At 71.1% G+C, this 17,651-nt stretch carries 18 protein-coding genes and 1 pseudogene; 10 read left to right on the top strand and 9 right to left on the bottom strand.

Annotated features, from left to right (window positions below; translation table 11 throughout):
* Nucleotides 1-69: 69 nt before the first annotated feature.
* Entirely contained in the window at nucleotides 70-384 is a 315-nt protein-coding gene (locus ACFO0C_RS33215; protein ID WP_378070699.1) for a PadR family transcriptional regulator, read from the top strand.
* A gap of 56 nt (nucleotides 385-440) precedes the next feature.
* On the opposite strand, the gene ACFO0C_RS33210 is transcribed toward ACFO0C_RS33215, so the two are convergent.
* From ACFO0C_RS33210 to gabT, 4 genes are all read right to left on the bottom strand, one after another.
* Nucleotides 441-1,286 (bottom strand): glycosyltransferase family 2 protein, encoded by an 846-nt coding sequence (locus tag ACFO0C_RS33210; protein ID WP_378070698.1) that lies wholly within the window; start codon nucleotides 1,284-1,286, stop codon nucleotides 441-443.
* A gap of 137 nt (nucleotides 1,287-1,423) precedes the next feature.
* Nucleotides 1,424-2,176, bottom strand: coding sequence for an SGNH/GDSL hydrolase family protein (locus ACFO0C_RS33205; protein WP_378070697.1), 753 nt, complete (start codon nucleotides 2,174-2,176; stop codon nucleotides 1,424-1,426).
* 92 nt (nucleotides 2,177-2,268) lie between these two features.
* A complete protein-coding gene (locus ACFO0C_RS33200) occupies nucleotides 2,269-3,648 on the bottom strand; it encodes an NAD-dependent succinate-semialdehyde dehydrogenase (protein ID WP_378070696.1) in 1,380 nt (459 codons plus the stop codon).
* Nucleotides 3,645-4,904, bottom strand: a complete 1,260-nt coding sequence (gene gabT / locus ACFO0C_RS33195) for a 4-aminobutyrate--2-oxoglutarate transaminase (protein WP_378070770.1) — start codon at nucleotides 4,902-4,904, stop codon at nucleotides 3,645-3,647. The genes ACFO0C_RS33200 and gabT overlap by 4 nt, the downstream gene beginning before the upstream one ends.
* Before the next feature lie 137 nt (nucleotides 4,905-5,041).
* Here gabT and ACFO0C_RS33190 point away from each other — a divergent pair, with 137 nt between their 5' ends.
* The 4 genes from ACFO0C_RS33190 (at nucleotide 5,042) to ACFO0C_RS33175 (ending at nucleotide 9,914) form a co-directional block, all read left to right on the top strand.
* Nucleotides 5,042-5,917 (top strand): LysR family transcriptional regulator, encoded by an 876-nt coding sequence (locus ACFO0C_RS33190; RefSeq protein WP_378070695.1) that lies wholly within the window; start codon nucleotides 5,042-5,044, stop codon nucleotides 5,915-5,917.
* Nucleotides 5,918-5,969: 52 nt separating this feature from the next.
* Complete coding sequence (locus tag ACFO0C_RS33185; RefSeq protein WP_378070694.1) at nucleotides 5,970-7,613, top strand: FIST N-terminal domain-containing protein; 1,644 nt, start codon at nucleotides 5,970-5,972, stop codon at nucleotides 7,611-7,613.
* Between the two features lie 10 nt (nucleotides 7,614-7,623).
* Entirely contained in the window at nucleotides 7,624-9,393 is a 1,770-nt protein-coding gene (locus ACFO0C_RS33180) for a putative bifunctional diguanylate cyclase/phosphodiesterase (protein ID WP_378070693.1), read from the top strand.
* A gap of 83 nt (nucleotides 9,394-9,476) precedes the next feature.
* Nucleotides 9,477-9,914 carry a hypothetical protein gene (locus ACFO0C_RS33175; RefSeq protein ID WP_378070692.1) on the top strand — a complete coding sequence of 146 codons (438 nt, stop codon included), beginning with the start codon at nucleotides 9,477-9,479 and terminating at the stop codon, nucleotides 9,912-9,914.
* Here ACFO0C_RS33175 and ACFO0C_RS33170 read toward each other — a convergent pair.
* Complete coding sequence (locus ACFO0C_RS33170; protein ID WP_378070691.1) at nucleotides 9,904-10,824, bottom strand: AraC family transcriptional regulator; 921 nt, start codon at nucleotides 10,822-10,824, stop codon at nucleotides 9,904-9,906. The two genes, ACFO0C_RS33175 and ACFO0C_RS33170, sit on opposite strands and share 11 nt — an antisense overlap.
* A gap of 75 nt (nucleotides 10,825-10,899) precedes the next feature.
* Here ACFO0C_RS33170 and ACFO0C_RS33165 point away from each other — a divergent pair, with 75 nt between their 5' ends.
* The 3 genes and pseudogenes from ACFO0C_RS33165 to ACFO0C_RS33155 all read left to right on the top strand — a co-directional run bounded on the left by ACFO0C_RS33165 (nucleotide 10,900) and on the right by ACFO0C_RS33155 (nucleotide 12,571).
* Entirely contained in the window at nucleotides 10,900-11,778 is an 879-nt protein-coding gene (locus tag ACFO0C_RS33165; RefSeq protein ID WP_378070690.1) for an NADP-dependent oxidoreductase, read from the top strand.
* 150 nt (nucleotides 11,779-11,928) lie between these two features.
* Nucleotides 11,929-12,087 (top strand): annotated as a pseudogene (locus tag ACFO0C_RS33160) (cytochrome P450); the annotation flags it as partial.
* A 136-nt stretch (nucleotides 12,088-12,223) separates the two neighbouring features.
* The gene (locus ACFO0C_RS33155) at nucleotides 12,224-12,571 is read left to right on the top strand and encodes a PepSY domain-containing protein (RefSeq protein ID WP_378070689.1); all 348 of its coding nucleotides are present in this window, start codon (nucleotides 12,224-12,226) and stop codon (nucleotides 12,569-12,571) included.
* 110 nt (nucleotides 12,572-12,681) lie between these two features.
* Here the strand turns inward: ACFO0C_RS33155 and ACFO0C_RS33150 are convergent, their stop codons facing one another.
* On the bottom strand, nucleotides 12,682-13,533 hold the full coding sequence (locus ACFO0C_RS33150; protein WP_378070688.1) for a hypothetical protein: 852 nt from the start codon (nucleotides 13,531-13,533) through the stop codon (nucleotides 12,682-12,684).
* 227 nt (nucleotides 13,534-13,760) lie between these two features.
* On the bottom strand, nucleotides 13,761-14,387 hold the full coding sequence (locus tag ACFO0C_RS33145; protein ID WP_378070687.1) for a MarR family winged helix-turn-helix transcriptional regulator: 627 nt from the start codon (nucleotides 14,385-14,387) through the stop codon (nucleotides 13,761-13,763).
* A gap of 10 nt (nucleotides 14,388-14,397) precedes the next feature.
* On the opposite strand from ACFO0C_RS33145, the gene ACFO0C_RS33140 reads away from it, so the two are divergent.
* Complete coding sequence (locus ACFO0C_RS33140; protein WP_378070686.1) at nucleotides 14,398-14,745, top strand: hypothetical protein; 348 nt, start codon at nucleotides 14,398-14,400, stop codon at nucleotides 14,743-14,745.
* Nucleotides 14,746-14,755: 10 nt separating this feature from the next.
* Here the strand turns inward: ACFO0C_RS33140 and ACFO0C_RS33135 are convergent, their stop codons facing one another.
* Complete coding sequence (locus ACFO0C_RS33135; protein WP_378070685.1) at nucleotides 14,756-15,025, bottom strand: hypothetical protein; 270 nt, start codon at nucleotides 15,023-15,025, stop codon at nucleotides 14,756-14,758.
* Between the two features lie 227 nt (nucleotides 15,026-15,252).
* On the opposite strand from ACFO0C_RS33135, the gene ACFO0C_RS33130 reads away from it, so the two are divergent.
* Entirely contained in the window at nucleotides 15,253-15,957 is a 705-nt protein-coding gene (locus tag ACFO0C_RS33130; RefSeq protein WP_378070684.1) for a DivIVA domain-containing protein, read from the top strand.
* A gap of 58 nt (nucleotides 15,958-16,015) precedes the next feature.
* Here the strand turns inward: ACFO0C_RS33130 and ACFO0C_RS33125 are convergent, their stop codons facing one another.
* Complete coding sequence (locus ACFO0C_RS33125; RefSeq protein WP_378070683.1) at nucleotides 16,016-17,650, bottom strand: M28 family metallopeptidase; 1,635 nt, start codon at nucleotides 17,648-17,650, stop codon at nucleotides 16,016-16,018.
* Between the last annotated feature and the right edge of the window lies 1 nt (nucleotide 17,651).

Here is a 17,651-nt window from a genome sequence, read left to right as displayed (position 1 = left end):
GGGTTACGTGAGCGAGCGGTCCGCGGTTCAGCGCCTTGACCCTATGTAGAGTTACGATAGAGTGGCCGGATGCGGATCACGATACCGACGGCGCGGATTCTCGCCGCGCTGCTCGCCGAGCCCGGCGCGGACCGGTATGGTCTGGAGCTCATGCAGGCGACCGGCCTGGCCAGCGGAAGCCTCTATCCGATCCTGCATCGCCTGCAGGGCGCGGGCTGGGTCGAGGCCCGCTGGGAGGACGTCGACCCCGCCGCGGAGGGCCGTCCCGCCCGCCGCTTCTACCGCCTCACCGCCGACGGTGTCGTCAACGCCCGGCAGGCCCTCGCCGAGCTGCGCGCCCAGACAGCCGTCCCCGGCACGCCGACGCAGGTCAAGCCCGCCTGAGCCCCGGCGGCTGCTTCGTGAGGGGTCACGCCGCAGCACAGCCACCGGAGGGTGCGCTAGTCGCAGGCGCTCGACATCGGGTTCTTGCGGGCGACCACCGCCGGCAACTCGTGCCGCCGGTGGTGGCTGGCGTGCAGCCAGCGCATCAACGGATACATGACCAGCAGGAACCGGGCGGTCATCCAGGCCCGGGCGTACGACCCCCGCCGCAACCGCCCGATGTGCTGGGCATAGCCGCGTTCGGTCATCAGCAGGTAGTGCCGGAACCCGGCGAAGTCACCCTTCACCCGGCGCGACGACGTGCCCGCCACCAGACCCCGCGCATACCGCACCGAGTAGCCGCCGGCCCGCAGGTGCATGCCGAGATCCAGATCCTCGTGGAACCGCTCGTCCGCGCAGAGCGACGCCGCCACCGCCAGCCAGATCGGCCGCCGGATCGCCATGTTCGCCCCGAAGACCCAGTCCAGGCGCCCGTTCGGCACCGTCCACAGGCTGCGGATCAGCGCGTCACCCCGCGCCGCCACCCGCGGCAGTGTCACGTCGTAGTAGCGGACCGGGCCGGTCGCTGCGTCCACCGACGGATCGCCGAACGTCGCCTCCACCTCCGCGAGGTGGCCCGCCGGCAGTCGGGTGTCCGCGTCGATCCGCACGATCACGTCACCGGTCGCCGCGTTCAGACCGCGGTTGCGGGCGTGCTGCACACCCTGGCGCTCCTCGTGGAGAACGATCACATCCTCCCGGAAACCGTGCAGGATCTCCGCGGTCCGGTCGGTCGAGTTGTTGTCGACGACGATGACCTCGTCAGCGGCCCGGGACTGCGTCAGAACGGCGTCCAGGCAGGCGCCGATCATGAATTCTTCGTTGTATGCGGGAATGACGACAGAAATGCGCAGCCGCGACATCGATCCTCCGATGCTCGTATTGACGAGCATGGTTCCGCGCAGCTCATGGACGGTACAACTGCCGCAGGGCGACCAGCTGGTGGCAGTTCGATGAGCAGGCGGAAATGACCGGGCGGCGGCCGGCGAACGCGGCGCGGTCAGGCGGTGATCGGGGTCCAGGTCGCGAACTTCGGAGCGCGGTTGTCGCCCGACGAGCGGCCACGCAGACGCCGGTTGATCCACGGCAGGACGTGCTCGCCGTAATAGCGGGCCTCGCTGAGGACGCGGAACGCCGGAGCCGGCCCCGGATCGAGGGCGTGCGGCGGCGCCGGGTGGCCGAGCGCACCCAGCACCAGGGACGCGACCCGGCGGTGACCGGCCGCGTTGAGGTGCAGGCGGTCGGCCGACCAGTAGACCCGGCGGCGCAGCTCGACGTCACGGAAGCAGTCGACGAACGTCACGTCATAGCGCGGCAGCAGCTCGGACACCGCGGCGGTGAGGATCTCGCCGCGCTGACGGAACGTGCTGCCGAACGGCAGATGGTCGGAGGGGTCGGCGCCACTGAGGACGACCAGCCGCACCCCGGACTCGGCGCAGCGCCGCACGGCCTGCTCGGTGAGCTTGACCAGGCGCTCCAGCGACACGCCGCGGCGCAGCATGTCGTTGCCGCCGCCGTTGAAGGTGATCAGCGTGGGCGCGGGGGAGAGGGCCAGCGCCGCCTCGAGCTGGTCGCTGACGATCGGCTCGAGCAGGCGGCCGCGGATCGCGAGATTCGCATACTCGACCGGCCCGTCGGTGATCTCGGAGAGGCCGGCCGCGACCAGATCGGCCCAGCCACGCTCGGTGCCGTCGGGCAGGGTGTCGCCCAGACCCTCGGTGAAACTGTCGCCGATCGCCACGTACCGCGTCATGGGTTGGACGCTATCCGACCGAACGGTCGCAAACCCAGGGGTCGGGGCGGCGACCTGCGTCACGAATGCCACAGGCCGCCGTCCCGGGAAACCTAGGCGGGCCAGTCCACGCTGAGGTACTGCGTCTCCTGGAACTCGCGCAGCCCCTCCCGCGCGCCCTCCCGGCCCAGGCCGCTCTGCTTGACGCCGCCGAACGGTGCCGACGGGTCGGAGACCAGGCCGCGGTTGATGCCGACCATGCCGGCGTCGATCGCCTCACCGAGGCGCAGGGCACGGGCCAGATCGCCGGAGAAGACGTACGCGGCCAGGCCGTACTCGCTGTCGTTGACCAGCTCCAGCAGCTCGTCCTCGTCGGACCACGTGGTGATCGCCGCGACCGGCCCGAAGATCTCCTCGGCCAGGATCGGCGCGTCGGCGGGCACGTCGACGAGCACGGTCGGCGGGTAGAAGTGGCCCGGCGCGTCCGGCAGAGCCGCCCGGTGGCTGATCCGCGCGCCCGCGGCGACCGCCTCGTCCACCGTCCGGGTCACCCGGCGCAGCGCGGCCGCACTGATCAGCGGCCCGATCGCGGCCCCGTCGGAGGCCGGCCCGACGGTGAGCTTCTCGACGGCGGCACCGAACCGGGCGACGAACGCCGACGCGATCGACGTGTGCACGTAGAACCGGTTCGCCGCGGTGCACGCCTGCCCGCCGTTGCGGAACTTGGCGATCATCGCCCCGGCGACGGCCGCATCCAGGTCGGCGTCGTCGGCGACGATGAACGGCGCGTTGCCGCCCAGCTCCATCGACGAGTTGACGACCCGGTCGGCGGCGTGCCGCAGCAGCACCCGGCCGACCGCGGTGCTGCCGGTGAACGAGATCTTCCGGACCCGCTCGTCGTTGAGCCACACGCCGACCACACCGGACGAGTCGGTGGTGGTGACCACGGTGACCACACCGTCCGGCAGGCCGGCCTCGGTGAGCAGCTCGGCGATGGCCAGGGCGGTGAGCGGGGTCTCGGCGGCCGGCTTGACGACCGCGGTGCAGCCCGCCGCGAGCGCCGGGCCGATCTTGCGGGTGATCATCGCGGCCGGGAAGTTCCACGGCGTGACCAGCGCGGCGACACCGACCGGGCGGTGCGTGACGAGGGTCCGCGTCCCGCCCGCCGGTGACTCCCCGAAGTCCCCTCCGGGCCGCACCGCCTCCTCGGCGAACCAGCGGAAGAACTCGGCCGCGTACGTCACCTCGCCGGCCGCGTCGGTCAGCGACTTGCCGTTCTCCCGGCTGATCAGCTCGGCCAGGGACGCACGATCGCGGATCATCAGCTCGAAGGCGCGGTGCAGGATCTCCGAGCGGCGCCGGGGCGGGGTCCTCGACCAGGAGCGGAACGCCCCGGCCGCCGCGTCGACGGCCTTCGTCGCATCCGCAACGCCCATGTCCTCCACCGTGGCGACCACGGACAGCGTCGCCGGGTCGACAACCTCGAAAGTCATCGGATCTCCTCGAAAGCGGCGGCGATCACGTCGAACGCGTCGTTGAGCAGCGCGTCACCGATCGTCAGCGGGGGCAGGAAACGCAGCACGTTGCCGTAGGTGCCGCAGGTCAGCACGATCACGCCCTGGCTGTGCGCGGCCTTCGCGACGTCCCGGGCCAGGCGCGGGTCGGGCTCCGCTCCACCGGGACGGACGAGTTCCACGGCCAGCATGGCGCCTCTGCCCCGTACCTCCCCGATCCTGTCGTCCTTGTCCTGGATCGCCGTCAGGCGGGCCTTGACCAGCGTCTCGATCTCGCGGGCCCGCTCCACCAGCCCCTCGGCCTCGATGGTCTCGATGGCGGCGAGAGCGGCGGCGCAGGCGATCGGGTTACCGCCGTAGGTGCCGCCCAGACCGCCCTCGTGCGGCCCCGACATGATCTCCGCGCGCCCGGTGACCGCCGACAGCGGCAGCCCACCGGCGATGCCCTTGGCCGTGACGATCAGGTCCGGCACGACGCCCTCCCGCTCGCAGGCGAACAGGTCGCCGGTCCGCGCGAACCCGGTCTGCACCTCGTCGGCCACGAACACCACGCCACTGGCCCGGCACCACGCCGCCAGCGCCGGCAGGAACCCGGGGGCCGGCTCGATGAACCCGCCCTCGCCCTGCACCGGCTCGATGACCAGGGCGGCCAGGTTCTCCGCGCCGATCTGCTTCTCGATCTGGTCGATGGCCCGCGCCGCCGCGGCCGTGCCGTCGACGACACCGTCCCGGTACGGGTACGACCCGGCGACCCGGTACACCTCGGGCGCGAACGGGCCGAACGTGTGCTTGTACGGCTTGTTCTTGGCGGTCATCGCGAGGGTCAGGTTGGTCCGCCCGTGGTAGGCGTGGTCGAACACGACGACCGCGTCCCGCCCGGTCCACGCCCGCGCGATCTTGACAGCGTTCTCCACCGCCTCGGCGCCGGAGTTGAACAGGGCGCTGCGCTTGTCGTGGTCGCCCGGGGTGAGCCGGTTCAGCGCCTCGGCGACCGCCACGTAACCGTCGTAGGGCGTCACCATGAAGCAGGTGTGCGTGAACGCCGCGACCTGCTCGGTCACCGCCGCCACCACCCGGGGGTTCGCCGCGCCGACGCTGGTCACGGCGATGCCGGAGCCCAGGTCGATGAGGTGGTTGCCGTCGACGTCGACGACGATGCCGCCGTCGGCGCGGGCCGCGAAGACCGGCATCGTGGTGCCAACGCCACCGGCGACCGCCGACGTCTTGCGGGCCATCAGTTCCTGGGACCGTGGGCCGGGGAGTTCGGTGACCAGCCGGCGCTGTTGCTCAATGCTCACGCCGTCCAGTCTCGGGCCGCACCCCATGCCCGTCCATTACCGTGATGGCAGCCTGACTATGCCGGGGAGGCATGATGGAGCTCCGCCATATCCGATATTTCGTGGCAACAGCCGAAGCGGGAACCGTCAGTGGCGCCGCCGCCCGCCTGCACCTCACCCAGCCCGGCCTCTCCCGCCAGCTCCGCCAGCTGGAGAAGGATCTCGGCGTGCCGCTCTTCGACCGGTCGACCGCCCGGCTGGAGCTCTCCACGACCGGTCGTGCGCTCCTGTCGCAAGCCCGTGACCTGCTGCAACGGGCGGACGCATTGAAGGTCGCGGCATCCTTCCACGCGCTCGGCCGGCTGGAGCGGCTGACCATCGGCGCACCCACGGTGACGCTGACCGACGTGGTCGCGCCGTTCATCGCCACACTGGCCCCCGATGATCCGACTCCCGACGTGCTGGGCGCGGACGGACTGTCCCCGGCGGACACGCTGCGGCAGGGCGCTGACCTGGCGATCGGAACTATTCCGGCGTCAACCCCTTTTCATGAAATATCCCTCGCGGTGCTCCCGGTCTGGGCCTATGTCCCGGCCGGCCATCCCTGGGCCGACAACGGGACGGTGCTGCTGGCCGACCTGCTGCGGGAGCCGTTGATCCTGTTGCCGCCCGCCTTCACCGCCCGCCTGGCCTGGGAGGCGGCGGTCGAGGGGGCCCCGCACCAGAAGATCGAAGCAGCCAACGGAACCGTCGCCCAGGCCCTCGCCGCCGCCGGCCGCGGCATCGCGATCGCCTCCGACGACCCCCGCTTCGGCCTGATCCCGCTGGCCGTCGAGACGGGCGGCCGCCGGCTGTCCGTCCGGTTGCGCGCAACCTGGGACTCCCGCCACGCCGCCGCGGTCACGATCGAGGGTTTCGCCGCCCGTCTGGGCCGCTTCATCCGTGACCGCTACGACGCCCCGGCATCTTGACCTGGCGACTCCTCGCTCATGTCGTTTGGGCCCGAACAAATTTGGAGGGCCCGTGACGATCGACCCGGTCGTGCTGGAAGTCGACCGCGCCGCCGACGACGTGGCCGCCCCGCGCCTGGCCCGCCCCGGCGGCGCAGGCCTGCCCGCCCGGACCCCCGGCGCCCACATCGACCTGCACCTGGGCGGCGACCTGATCCGTCAGTACTCCCTCTGCGGCGATCCCGCCGAAACCACCGCATACCGCATCGCCGTCCTCGCCACCCCCGACAGCCGCGGCGGTTCCAAGGCCGTCCACAACCTGACCCCCCCGGCGACCGGGTCCGGGTGGGCCGCGCTGACGAAGGACAAGCGGTCATCTGCGAGGAATCAGAGGCCGGCGGCATCTGGGTGGTGCATCGAGACGGCCGGGTCGAGCTGCTCTGGGGTCCGGAGATGCCGGAAGGACAACCGGCCCGGTGAGGCCACGAGCAACCTCAGATCGGGCCCCCGGGTGCCGATTCGCTGCGGCATGGATCGCGTTGACCTGGACGGCCGTTGGTTCGGCTCGGGACACAGCACGCTGACCGACCCGGCCTCTGCCGGAGCTGAGGCGGCCGGTGCCGCGCTCGACGGCCGTACGCCCGTGGTGGTGTTCGTCTTCTGTTCGATCGGCTATCAGGTGCCGGAGCTGTTCGACGGCATCCGGGAGATGATCGGGCCGGACACGGTGATCGTCGGCTGCACGACGTCGGGGCAGCTGGGGGGTGGTGCGGTCAGCCGGGACGGGGTGGCGGTCACCGCGTGGGGCGGCAACGGGTTCGCCGTACGCACCCATGTCTCGAGAAACGTCTCGGATCGCCTGCGGGACGCCGGTGTGGAGGCCGCGTCCAGCCTCGGCGCCGTCGACCAGCCGCACCGCGCGCTGCTGATGCTCTGCGACGGGCTGACCGGCAACCAGCACGAGATCGTGCGCGGTGCCTTCTCGGTGGCCGGGGCCGTCGTGCCGCTCGTCGGCGGATGCGCCGGCGACCACCTCACCTACGTGCGTACCTACCAGTTCCACGGCAACCGCGACGGCGTCGAGATCCTCTCCGACGCGGCCGTCGGCATCGCCATCGGATCGGACTCGCCGCTCGGCGTCGGCATCGCCCACGGGTGGCGCAAGCAGGGCGACGCCATGATCGTGACCAGCAGCCGGGAGGGCCGCGTCCACGAGCTGGACGGCGAACCGGCCCTCGACGTGTTCCTGCGGCGTCTCGGAGCCGATGAGACGCTGCTCGACGACGAGGCGGCGTTCCGGCAGGCGGCGTTCCTGCACCCGCTCGGCCTGTCCCGGCGCACTGGTGAGGACATCCGCGTCATCCATTCCGGCGATCGATCCGACCGGTCGCTGATCTGTCTCGCCGATGTTCCCCAGGGCGCACTGGCCTGGGTGATGGAGAGCGACACGGACGGGCTCACCGACGCTGCCGGACAGGCCGCCGAGCAGGCCGCCGACGCCCTCGGCGGACGGCAGGCGCTCGGCACGATGGTCTTCGACTGTGCCGCCCGGCGGATCGCCATCGGTGAGGACGGCGTCGGGCCGGAACACGACGTCATCGCCAAGGCCATCCCGAACGTGCCGTTCGGCGGCTTCTACACCAACGGTGAGATCGCCCGGGTCCGCGGCGCCCTGGGCATGCACCACTTCACCGTGGTCACGCTCGCGCTGTCCTGAGGGGGTCGACGTGAACCACTGGTCCACGCATCAGCTCACCGAGTTCTTCGCCGCGGTCTGCTCGCCGCAGGACGAACGCTCCGCCATCACCGTCGCCGTCGAACGTGCCGCCGAGGTGCTGGAGGCCGAGGTCGGCGCGGTCCTGCGCGGCGACCGCGTCGAGGTGGCCCGCGGCGTCGACCGGGACCTCCTGGACGGCGCCCTGCCGTCCGGGCCCGCCTCCCAGCTGTCCCTCCCCGGACTCGACGACCTCAACATCTGGTCCGCGCGGTTCGGTGCCGAACCGCGCGGCTCCCTCCTGGTCGCCCGCGCCGGCGAACCCCTCGACCCCGAGGAACGGCAACTGCTCCAAGCCATGGCGCAGACCCTCGGCCTCGCCCTGGACAACATCGCACTGCTCACCGCCGAACGCCGGCTCCGCGAGGAACGCGAACGCGAAGCCGCCGAACGGCTCGCCCTCGTCCAGTCGCTGCGCGAGGCCCGGCACGACTCCCTGACCGGACTGCCGACCCGGGTCCTGTTCCTGGAGATCCTCGCCCAGAAACTCTGCGAGCCCGCCCCGACCAGTGTTCTCTTCGTCGACCTGGACCGGTTCAAGGCCGTCAACGACAGCCTCGGCCACCGGGCCGGCGACGACCTGCTCGGTCACGTCGCCGCCCGGATCCGTGACTGCCTGCGGCCCGTCGACACCGGCGCCCGCATCGGCGGCGACGAGTTCGCGGTGCTGCTCGACGACACCGGACCGGAACACGCGGTACCCGTCGCGTGGCGGCTCATCGAAGCCCTGCGGCGCCCGTTCCGCATCGCCGGGCGTGACGTGTTCATCGGCGCCAGCATCGGCATCGCCGCCGGGACGACCGGCTTCGACGCCGACGACCTGCTCGGCAACGCCGACGTGGCGATGTACCGGGCCAAGAAGGACGGGCCCGGCAAGGTCGTCGTCTTCGAACCGGCCATGCACGCCGAGGCGCTGGCCCGGCTCACCCTCACCGCCGACCTCAAGCATGCGCTCGCCGCCGATCAGTTCCGGTTGCTCTACCAGCCGCTCATCCACCTCGACAGCGGGCGGGCGACCGGGGTGGAGGCGCTGATCCGGTGGGCCCGGCCGGGTTCCGGGTCCCCGGCCGCCGCTTTCGCGCCGCCCGCCGGCTTCGTGCCGCCCGCCGGTTTTCTGCCGCTCGCTGAGGAGAACGGCATGATCACCGACATCGGCCGCTGGGTGCTCCGCACCGCCGGCGCGCAGGCCGCGGAGTGGCGGCGGGTCTTCCCCGAACTCACCCTCAACGTCAACGTGTCCGGCCGGCAGCTCACCGACCCGCAGTTCGCCGCCGACGTCGAGCGGACCCTCACCGACACGGGACTGCCGGCCGCGGCGATCACCCTCGAACTCACCGAGTCGGTGCTGATGAGCGATCCGCGTACGGCCGTCGCCTGCCTGGCCGACCTGCGTGACCTGGGTGTCGGCCTGGCCATCGACGACTTCGGGACCGGATACTCGTCGCTGTCCTACCTCCAGCGGCTGCCGGTCGACGAACTCAAGATCGACCGTGCGTTCATCAGCCGTGCCGAACCCACTGCCGCCGACCTCGCCGTCATCCGCACCGTCGTCGAACTGGCCCGCACCCTCAAACTCCGCACCGTGGTCGAGGGCGTCGAGACCGGCGAACAGCACGCGGCCATGCGCGAACTCGGCTGCGACCACGGTCAGGGCTACCACCTGTGCCGCCCACTGGCCCCGGAGAACATTCCGGCCGCCTTCGCGCAGCCACTGGTCGTCTGACGGCGTCCCGGCGGACGGCGCGTCATGGGCCTGCATCGATCCGGGCATCCGCGCCGCTGCTGGGACGTGTCAGACTCTCGTCCATGTCGATCAAGATCCGCCGGTCTGCCGGTTCCTTCTCACCTCTGGAGTCCTGGCTCGACCGGGCGGGCATCAAGCGCCGCGACCCGGCCCGGGATGTCGCCGACTACGGCGACGGGCAGCCGTTCAAGGTGTTCTGCATGAATTGGACCCTCGGCCAGGTCCGCCGGCGCAAGGTCGGCGCGGCGGAGATCACCGTGCCGCGCGGCGGGTGGCTGCACATCGCCCACGGTACGGAAGCCGTGTGGCACAGCTCGCCGGCACGGGAGACGGTGGTCATCCCGGCGCAGGCCGCGCTCACCCCGTCGGACCGGCAACTCCACTTCCGCAACCAGGCGGCGTTCACCATCGTGACCCCCAGCGGATCGCACGACATCGCCATCCGCAAGATCGACGAGGACCTGGTGCGGCTGGCCCTGGTCACCGCCGTCACGGCGTGACGCCCCCTGACCGGCGGTAGCGGCCGGGCGGCGTACCGAAGCGACGTTTGAAGGCCGTCGCGAAGGCGAACTCGGAACCGTATCCGACCCGGTCCGCGATGTCGCCGAGAGTCCGGTCGGTGGCCCGCAGCTGACCGGCCGCGACGGTCATCCGCCACCACGTCAGATAGGTCATCGGCGGTTGACCGAGCAGCCCGGCGAACCGGCGTGCGAACGGCGCCCGGGACAGCCCGCCCTCCGCGGCCAGCCCGGCGACAGTCCAGTCCCGACCCGGCTCCCGGTGCATGGCGTCCAGCGCGGCTCCGATCACCGGGTCGGTGAGGGCGGCCGCCCAGCCGGTCGGATGCTCACCGGCCAGGCAGGTCCGCAGCAGGTGAACGAACATGGTGTCGAGCAGCGCCGGAACCAGGGCGTCGCTGCCCGGCCCGGGTTCGATCAGCTCGGCGGCCAGATGGTCGACCACAGCGGCGAGCCGCGGATGCCGCCCAGCCGGAACACGGACCAGATCCGGTAGCCCGCGGACCAGCGGATGCACCAGTTCCGGCGCCAGCTCGTAGGCCCCGCACAGCGTGACCGTCACATCCTCCGCCGAGGCGTCGCCGGCGACCGCGAACCGTGGCAGCGCACCCATCGTCGCCGGATCACAGGCCGGCGTGACCGGGCGTGCCTCCAGCGAATCGGCGAGCGTGTGCCCGTCCCCGTGCGCCCGGAACACGATGTCACCCGGCCCGAGCGGCAGGGGCTCCGCACCGTCCCGCAGCAGCAGGCACGACCCCCGGACCATCACATGGAACCCGGCCGAACCCGGAACCGGCGCGAACTCCTGAGCCCACGACCCCCGCCACGTGACCTGCGCCGAACGGGCCCGCCCGGTCCGCATCACCGCGAGAACGTCGCTGAGCACATCCATGCCGAGACGATCGCACAGAAAATCAAGACCTTGAAGCATTCATCGTCTCGGCGTTCCTGCCTACGGTCAGGATTCATGAAGGCGATGCGCATGCATGGGTACGGCGTACCGGCGATGATCCACGAGGACGAGATCGACCGGCCGTCACCCGGTCCCGGCGAGGTCCTGCTGCGGACGGCCGCCACCACGTTCAACCCGTCCGAGGCCGGCCTGCGTCAAGGTCTGCTCCGGTCGATCATCCCGCTCGACCTGCCCTACACGATGGGACTGGACGTCGCCGGAACCGTCGTCGCCGTCGGTGATCCAGTGGTCGAGCCTCCCGGTGCCGGTGATCGGGTGGGCGCCTCCTTCGGTGTCGGTGATCGGGTGATCGGGCGGCTCGACGGTGGTGCCGCCGCCGACTTCGCGGTCGCCCCGGCGGAGGCGCTGGTCCGGGTCCCGGCCGAGGTGAACCTGGAGGAAGCGGCCGCCCTGCCGATCGCCGGGCTGACCGCCTGGCAGGCCGTCTTCGAACACGGCGCGGTGACCGCCGGACAGCGGGTGCTGGTCAACGGAACCGGCACTATCGGCCGCTACGCCGCGCAGCTGGCTGAACACGCGGGTGCACACGTCACCGTCGTCGGGCGCGGTGGCGCCCCCGGGACGGAACCGGTCGACGTGTTCCTCCATCTGGTCCCGGCCGCGCCCGGGCACACCGGCGTGATCCGGCCCGGCGGCGTCCTCGTCTCGGTGACCACGCCGGTGGATCAACTGCCACCGGGCGGCTTCCGGCCCGTGCACTTCATCGTCCGCAACGACACCGCCCAGCTGGGCGAGATGCTGAAACTGGTCGCCGCCGGCGCGATCCGTATCGACATCGCGGACCGGCGCCCGTTGGCCGACCTGGCCGCCGTCCACGAGGCGGCGGAGAGCGGCCGCCTCCCCGGCAAGACCCTGCTACTGCCCGGTCACTAGGGGCGCCCGCAGCACCCGCTGCCGGATCTGGGTCGGTCACTGCCCGCGGGAGGGCGGCAATGGTGCCCGGACCCGCTTCCGGGTGGAGCGGGTGGTGGCTGAAGCGGCCCGCACCAGTCGGCGGAACAGCGCCGGGTCGGTCTCGGCGGTCAGCGGATCCGCGAGGGCGACAAGGTCGTCATGTGGTCCGCCTCCGGCAACCGCGACGACACCGTCTTCGACGACCCCTATCGCTTCGACGTGACGAGGACCAACGTCGACCACCTGTCGTTCGGCCGCGGCGGCCCGCACCTGTGCCTCGGCAACAGCCTGGCCCGCCTGATCCAGTTTTCTGCCAGGGGGCGGCCAGGCTTCAGCGCGGGTCACATCGCCGGTGGCCGATTGCGCGTACTCCCCGACGTCATCCGCCGCCCCGGCGCGGCGGTCCCATCGGTAGGAGGATTCGATGCGCAGACCCCTGTTGATCGCGGTGACCGTGGCCGGTGTGGTGGTGCCGCTGGCGGCCGGAACCGCACTGGCGATGGCCGACGACTCGTCCCGCTCCACCGGTTCCGGATTCGAGATCGAGATCGACCCGGAACTCGACGCACAGTTCGGACCGCGCCCGGTCAACGCCGTCCAGGCGGCCGCGATCGTCACCCGGCGTTTCCCTGGCGCCCGGGTGCTCGAGGCGGAACTGGACGAGCGCGGCGGCGGCCCGATCTGGGAGGTCGAGTTCCGGCTGAACGGCGACGAGGACAAGGTCGACGTCGACGCGGTGACGGGCGCGATCCTCGGCGGCGACGACGACTGACCGGCCGGGCGGGGTCGCGACGACCGGCTTCGTCCTGGCCGGTCAGGCGGTGGCCGGCCGCTCGACGGGATCGCGCCGGTCGCCGTGACCCGTGGGCAACGGGAGGGGTGTCAGTCGAGGGTGACGGCCTGGAGGTCGATGTTGCCGCAGCTCGGGTGATAGGCGGCGGTCGCGGTCCAGGTGACGGTCAGCTTGGAGCCCGCGGCGGCCTTGTAGCGCACCTCGAACCGGTTGGTGCTGATGCCGTTGCGGTTGTCGAGCGTGGCCGAGGCGGTGGCGCCGGGGACGCTGACCGTGAGGCGTCCGGCGGCCATCCACACACCGGCGTAGACGCGCAGCGTGTGTGCCGTCGGCTCGGCCGGTGCCCGCAGGGTGAAGGTGGCGCCCTGGCCGCAGGTGTAGACGCCGGTCGGGGTGCGGGTGGCGGCCGCCGCCGGACTGCCGCCGGTCCACGTGTACAGCTGCGGGTTGTTGTCGTAGCGGCCACGGGGGGTGCCGCCGAGGTCCTCGATCACCCCGCCGCCGCGACGGCGGTTGACCGAGGTCGCGTCGGTGAGGCCCCAGTGCACCCAGTCCCGGCCGCCGTCGGCGCTCAGGTCCACGACCGCCGGGATCGACGCGGCGGTGACCGACACGGTGGGGGTCACCGGCTTCGCCGGGGTGGTGGTCCTGGTGGCCTTGGGCGGCGCCGCCGGCGACGGGGGGACGACCGGGTTGGCGACCGGAACGGACGGGATCGCCGTCGGGACGGGCGGGGCCGACGGCTCGATCGACACCGGCGGGGTCGACAGGGACCAGGGCTCCCCGGTCCACAGCGGCAACCGCGCCTCAGGGGTCTCCGCCGGGTCCGGGTCGCCGGCGCCGGCGATCTGCACCGCGAGGAACACCGCGATCACGCCGGCCACCACCGCCGCGGCGAGGCGCCACCAGCGCTGGACGGCGCGGTGCCGGCCAGTGTGCACGTGCACAGTCTCCGGCGTCTGCGATCCTTCGCCATTTGCCTGCACCGCGGCGAACCCCTCACGTCATGCGGACCGAACCCGAGAACGCCGACTAACATACGGCCTGCGTACGTATCTGTCGATCACGAGAATCCGGTGACCCGGGCCCTCGCCCCGGCGGTCGTGTTCGGTCTTGACCAGGGAAAACGTCGCGTGGTAGGCGGGGGGGCTGCGGTACCCCGTACCAATTAGTTTTTTTTATCTTTTAGGTCTTCGATGTCGGTGACGATGGTCCGCAGCGATGCCGTGAGGTCTTTCTTGCGGCGCTCGGAAAGGCCGCTGACCACGCGTGTTTCGATCGCATTGAATCGCGGGAAGATCTCTTTCATCCGGGCGGTGCCGGCCGGGGTGACGCGCAGGTCGACGAGGCGGCGATCGTCCTGCCGCTGCTGTTTGGTGAGCAGCCCGCGGGTCTCCAGCGTCTTGACGACGCCGGTCAGGGTGCCCTTGGAGATCGCGGCGGCCTCGGCGGCGTGGCGGGTCTCCAGACCGTCCCAGATCCAGACGACCCAGAGCACCACGAAACCCGTCCAGCTGAGGTCGACCGGGCGCGGGACCTCGTTGGTGACGTGCGCCCGGACGGCGTTGGCGGCCTGGTAGACGCTGGCGACGGCCTGCGCCGACTCGGCCCGAATGCCACAGGTTGATCTCGAACTGCCCGCTGGAGAACTCGTGGTGGCGGCGACCACGTCGAGGCCGTAGCCGTCGAGCTGTCGATACGGTGGGCCGCTGGGGGACGTCTCGCCCTCTTCCTGGCCGAACCGCTGCTCACCCGGCGTACCCCCGAGGTCGTCCGCAGGTGATCGCCCTGGCAAGCTTCGGCACGTGGAAGCACTGCGGCTGATTCTTCTCTTCATTCACCTGGTCGGTTTCGCCCTGCTGCTCGGCGGCGCCGTCACTCAGTTCCTGTCCGGGAAATTCCGGATCAACCCGGCGATCCTCTGGGGCTCGATCATCCAGCTCGCCAGCGGCATCGCGCTCTCCGCGCCGCTGCGTGGCGGCGGCGACCACGAGCCGGACCCGATCAAGCTCGGTGTGAAGCTGCTCTTCGCCGTGCTGATCTTCATCATGGTGTTCATCCCGCGCAAGCGCGACGAGGTCAACAAGGGCCACTTCATCGGCATCATCACGCTGACCGTGGTGAACGCCGCGGTGGCCGTCTTCTGGCACTAGGCGTCCGGCGTCAGGGGCAGTACTCCTCGGCCCCGGCCGCGAAGCCCCGGTCGAACCCGATGGTGAACCCGCGGGTGTAGTCGTTGGCCTCGAAGGTCTCAGCCCGGATCGGCTTGGCACAGTCGGTCCGGGCGGCCTCCCGGCCCCGGTCGAAACCGTCCTGGTAACCCTGCTTGAACTGGCGTCCATCGGCCGGTGAGGCGAGAGCGGGCGCCGGCGCGACCGGGCCCAGCACCGCCGTGACCAGCAGTAGCGTGATGCCGAATCGTCTCGCTTTCATGACCTTCAGAATCTACGCGCCCTGGTCATCCTCTGTGCGGCGAACGGAAGAACCCGCGAATGAGTGTGATGCGGACGGCGTGGGCGTGCACGTAGCGGCGGTCGCCGGTAGTCTCGGTCGGATTCTTGCGGGTAGGAGGCCCGCTCGATCATGCCCACGGCAGGGGCACTGGGCCGTTGCGTAGGATTTCTGGCCGCACGACCCAACCAAGGGAACCGAGGAGCACGATGCCGCTCACTCCAGCAGACATTCACAACGTGGCGTTCAAGAAGCCGCCGATCGGCAAGCGCGGTTACGACGAGGAGGAGGTCGACGCCTTCCTCGACGAGGTCGAGACCGAGCTGACCCGTCTCCTGGAGGAGAACGGCGCCCTCAAGGACCAGCTCCAGCGTGGCGGTGGCGGAGGCGGCGGCAACCCAGCCGCGACGATGGTTCTCAACAACGAGTTCGCCGACCTGGCCGCACAGCTGGAGCGGCTGCAGGAGGCACGGGCCCGGGCCGAGCAGAACGCCCGCAACGTGCAGGACCAGCTCCAGCGCGCCCGCAGCCAGGCGCCCTCCGGTGCCCTGCCGGCCCTCAACGCCGCCGACGACGACCGCAACTCGCGGGTGCTGATGATGGCGCAGCGGACCGCCGACGAGCACATGCGTGACGCGCAGCGCGAGTCCGAGACCCTGATCACCGGGGCCCAGGGCAAGGCCGACCAGCTGGTCAGCGAGGCCCAGATCAAGGCCGCGACCATCGAGTCGGACGCCCGGCGCAACCACACCGAGGCGATGGACAGCCTGGTGGAGAAGCGGTCCCAGGCGCTCGACGAGATCGAGCGGCTCGGTCAGCTCGCCACCAGCTACCAGGAGGCGCTGACCAACCACGTCCAGCAGCAGCTGATGGACCTGACCGCGGCGCCCGAGCCCGGCGGCCGCGACATCTGACGCAGTGGTATGACGGAGGGCCGCCCCGGCATCGGGGCGGCCCTCCGGTTTTTCCTGACTACTCTTCCGGGTGGTGCGGCTCGTGGCCGCCGTCGCCGGTGTTGAAGGTGCCCTGCGGCCCGGCCGGGGCCGGCAGCTTGATCGGCTTGCCGGGGACCGGCTTGCCCTTCACACCGTTCACCGACTCGGTCGAGAAGGCGTAGGTGAGGTGCGCGAACGCGATCAGGTCGCTGTTCACCTCGAGAGCCTTCAGGTCCAGATTGGTGATGGTGTCGCCGGCCTCGTGGTAGTTCGGGTCGAACGACGCGCCCGCGGTGCCGCCCCAGATCGCGGCCTGCTGCTCGGTCTTGACCACCTCGGCGCCGGTGAAGAGGCCGCCCGACGGGATGCCCGCCTCGATGAACGCCTGGTAGTCACTGCGGCCGGAGAACTCGGCGTCGTCGTACGGCTGCTTCTTCCACGTGAAGTACGACTCGAAGAGGTCCTCGAGCGCGGTCGAACCCTCCGGCACCACGACCGGCGCCGGGAACGACGACTGGTCCGCGTCGTACACCTGGAAGATGTAGTTCGGCGAGCCGACCATGTCGTAGTTCAGGTAGAGCGCGATCCTGTCCTTCTCCGCCTGCGACAGCTCCGCGACGTAGGCGGCCGAGCCGAGCAGGCCGTCCTCCTCGGCGCCCCACCAGGCGAACCGGATCGTGTTCTGCGGCTTGACCTTCGCCAGGGTCAGCGCCGTCTCCAGGATGGCGGCCGAACCCGAGCCGTTGTCGTTGATGCCGGGGCCGGCGGTCACGCTGTCCAGGTGCGAACCGGCCATCACCACGTTGTCACGGTTCTTGCCGGGCAACTCGGCGATCACGTTGACGTCGGTCCGGGTCTCGGTCGGCAGCACCCGCACGTGCGCCGTCGAACCGGCCGCCGCCAGGGCGGAACCGTCGGCGAAGCTGGCGCCCACCACCGGGATCGTGATGCCCGGGTCGTCACCGAGCGTACCGACGATCAGGGCCTCCCGGGTCGGGTCGTTGCCCTGGTTGAACAGGACCACGGCCTCGGCGCCGGCCGCCTCGGCGAGTTGCGCCTTCACCACGAAGTTGCAGGTGCCGCGCTGGACCAGGGCGATGTCGGCGGTGCCGCTGAAGTCGAGGCCGGTGAAGTCGGTGGCCTCGCAGGCGCTGCTGCTGGCCCGGTCGCCGGTCAGGTTGATGTCGACCGGGATCACCTTGCCGGTGACGTCACCGGCCGGGCTGTTGGTGAAGGCGCCGGTCTCGTACGACGCGGCGGCCGGAGTGATCTGGTCCAGCACCGCCGGGAACGCGAACTGGAACTCGAACGGGTCGAGCGTGACCTTGTAGCCGGCCTTGCGCAGCAGACCGGACACGTACTTGACGCTGTCCGCGTAGCCCTTCGTGCCGGCCGCGCGACTACCCGGGTAGATCGGGTCGGTGCTCCGGTCGGCGATCCGCTGGAACTGCTTGAGGTGCTTGAGCACCCCGTCCACGGTTACGCACTTGAGAACTTCGGCATAGGTGTCGTTGACCTGCTTGGCGCACTTGTCGGCCCCACCGTGCCCGTGCCCGTGGCCGCCGGCCGAAGCGGCGGTGGCCGGGGCGACGGTCAGCACGGTGGCGATCGCCGCCGCGCTCAGGACACGGACCGAACGGCGCCGGGTTGGCGCCACGTCGTCGTGACTCATC

Source organism: Actinoplanes subglobosus (assembly GCF_042650585.1).
Taxonomy (GTDB): domain Bacteria; phylum Actinomycetota; class Actinomycetes; order Mycobacteriales; family Micromonosporaceae; genus Actinoplanes; species Actinoplanes subglobosus.
Note: the sequence above shows the minus strand (reverse complement) of the source record. Positions and strands in the feature narration are given on the sequence as shown.

Bases quoted from the DNA above. Each gene is read 5' to 3' on its own strand.
- ACFO0C_RS33170 (WP_378070691.1), bottom strand. From the start codon at position 10,824: ATGGATGTGCTCAGCGACGTTCTCGCGGTGATGCGGACCGGGCGGGCC.
- ACFO0C_RS33130 (WP_378070684.1), top strand. From the start codon at position 15,253: ATGCCGCTCACTCCAGCAGACATTCACAACGTGGCGTTCAAGAAGCCG.
- ACFO0C_RS33175 (WP_378070692.1), top strand. From the start codon at position 9,477: ATGTCGATCAAGATCCGCCGGTCTGCCGGTTCCTTCTCACCTCTGGAG.
- ACFO0C_RS33190 (WP_378070695.1), top strand. From the start codon at position 5,042: ATGGAGCTCCGCCATATCCGATATTTCGTGGCAACAGCCGAAGCGGGA.
- ACFO0C_RS33200 (WP_378070696.1), bottom strand. From the start codon at position 3,648: ATGACTTTCGAGGTTGTCGACCCGGCGACGCTGTCCGTGGTCGCCACG.
- ACFO0C_RS33125 (WP_378070683.1), bottom strand. From the start codon at position 17,650: ATGAGTCACGACGACGTGGCGCCAACCCGGCGCCGTTCGGTCCGTGTC.
- ACFO0C_RS33210 (WP_378070698.1), bottom strand. From the start codon at position 1,286: ATGTCGCGGCTGCGCATTTCTGTCGTCATTCCCGCATACAACGAAGAA.
- ACFO0C_RS33155 (WP_378070689.1), top strand. From the start codon at position 12,224: ATGCGCAGACCCCTGTTGATCGCGGTGACCGTGGCCGGTGTGGTGGTG.
- ACFO0C_RS33135 (WP_378070685.1), bottom strand. From the start codon at position 15,025: ATGAAAGCGAGACGATTCGGCATCACGCTACTGCTGGTCACGGCGGTG.
- gabT (WP_378070770.1), bottom strand. From the start codon at position 4,904: ATGGCCCGCAAGACGTCGGCGGTCGCCGGTGGCGTTGGCACCACGATG.
- ACFO0C_RS33205 (WP_378070697.1), bottom strand. From the start codon at position 2,176: ATGACGCGGTACGTGGCGATCGGCGACAGTTTCACCGAGGGTCTGGGC.
- ACFO0C_RS33215 (WP_378070699.1), top strand. From the start codon at position 70: ATGCGGATCACGATACCGACGGCGCGGATTCTCGCCGCGCTGCTCGCC.
- ACFO0C_RS33165 (WP_378070690.1), top strand. From the start codon at position 10,900: ATGAAGGCGATGCGCATGCATGGGTACGGCGTACCGGCGATGATCCAC.